We start from the raw sequence: 1,499 nt of genomic DNA on the forward strand, positions 1-1,499 counted from the left end.
ACCGACGTATCCCTCGTCTTCCCGCCCCACCCCGCATGGGTCCGCGCCGCGCGCGAAACGGTCCGCACCCTCCTCGCCGCAACGGGTCGCACCGAACTCACGGACACAGCAGTCCTGTTGACCTCGGAAGCCGTCACAAACGCGATCAACGCCTGTGCGGCCAAGCGCTGCACGGCCCCGGTGACCCTCTTCGCGGGGTACGCGAGCCCCGGCGGACACGACCGCCTCCGCGTCCTCATCCACGACGAGGCACCGGGCCTCCCCTCCTGCCAGAGCCCCGCCGAGGACGACGAGACGGGCCGGGGCATACAACTCATCTCCTTCGGCGCCGACGCCTGGGGCATCTGCACGCACGGCCCCGGCAGCGGCAAGGCGACCTGGTTCGAGCTGGGACGCCGGTCGCCGGGGGTACAAGGGTGACGGCCACCGAGCCGTGGAACATCGCACGTATCGCGGAGGCCATCCCCGCACCGGCCACCCGCATGCGGTTCCTGTCCGAGGTGAACCTCGCGCCGATAGACGAATTGCGCGCCGTCGCGGCGAAGTGGCAGAAGGTGACCGAGGAGCTGGCGGTCGGCTACGAGCGGGCGATCGAGGTGCGGGACTACGTGGAGAAGCACGGCGAAATGCCCCCCGAGTTCGTCCGCGTCTCCCCGGCCGAGCTCCGGGAGACTGCCGGTCTGGACTCGAAGGGCGCTGCGTGATCTACGACCTTCACTGGACCCGGAGCTCTACAAGACGTACGCGTCGTTACCTGCCCCAGCACGCCGGGAGTTGGCCGCCGCCTTGATCGACGCCCAGTCGGACCCGCTGAGCGCGACACTCCCGTACGGGCACGACGACGGAGTCATCCGACTCCTTGAGACCGGCAGCACCCTACCCTCACCGTGCTGCTCATCTGCCATACGAAGATGAGGGTGGCGCCGGTCCAGATCACCTTCATCGGATGACCCGGCGGGGCCCAGCCCCCTGTCAGCCCGGGTTCATCCCCTGAGTCACTTCCCGGACCTCCAGCACCGAGGTCCACCGCTCCCCGTGGTCCAGCTGGACCAGAATCCCCTGTCCGTCCTTGTCCTTGCCCGAGTAGATCGCGCCCGGAGCCTTGCCGTGTCGCTTGAGGCCGCAGGAAGTCAACGCCTTGCGCAGGGCGTCGAGTTCGACCGTGGCGTCGGCCGGCTGGTCGTACTCGATGTAGCGCTGGCGTGCACGGGAATGCCGGTCGCCGATGAAGGATGCGGTGGCCCGCTCCTGGTTACGCACACCGCCGATCTCGTGTGGCTGAGGTGCCCCCGCAGGGCAGTCCGGCCCGAATGACAGCTCCGGCAACGGGGAGTCGGCGCCCTGCTTGGAGCTGGGCTTCCAGTGCCGAACATCGTCCAGCGGTAGCTGGTCGCTCGTCAGGAGGTGGACCACTCCGTCGGTCTTGTACAGGTTGTCACCCACGTCCGCCGCAGGCCGCACCTCCCTCCCCCGGCCGTCCCCGGGCATCGCTACCCACG

At 69.0% G+C, this 1,499-nt stretch carries 3 protein-coding genes; 2 read left to right on the forward strand and 1 reads right to left on the reverse strand.

Features of this window, described 5'->3' with window-relative positions; genetic code table 11:
* Together E2651_RS43165 and E2651_RS43170 are read left to right on the forward strand one after the other, a co-directional pair.
* On the forward strand, positions 1–420 hold a 420-nt coding region (locus E2651_RS43165), incomplete at its 5' end, for an ATP-binding protein (RefSeq protein ID WP_135336723.1).
* The gene (locus tag E2651_RS43170) at positions 417–704 is read left to right on the forward strand and encodes a hypothetical protein (protein ID WP_135336724.1); all 288 of its coding nucleotides are present in this window, start codon (positions 417–419) and stop codon (positions 702–704) included. The genes E2651_RS43165 and E2651_RS43170, both read left to right, overlap by 4 nt.
* A gap of 268 nt (positions 705–972) precedes the next feature.
* Here the strand turns inward: E2651_RS43170 and E2651_RS43175 are convergent.
* On the reverse strand, positions 973–1,499 hold a 527-nt coding region (locus E2651_RS43175; protein ID WP_209446398.1), incomplete at its 5' end, for a hypothetical protein.

It is taken from the genome of Streptomyces sp. MZ04 (assembly GCF_004684775.1).
Classification (GTDB): domain Bacteria; phylum Actinomycetota; class Actinomycetes; order Streptomycetales; family Streptomycetaceae; genus Streptomyces.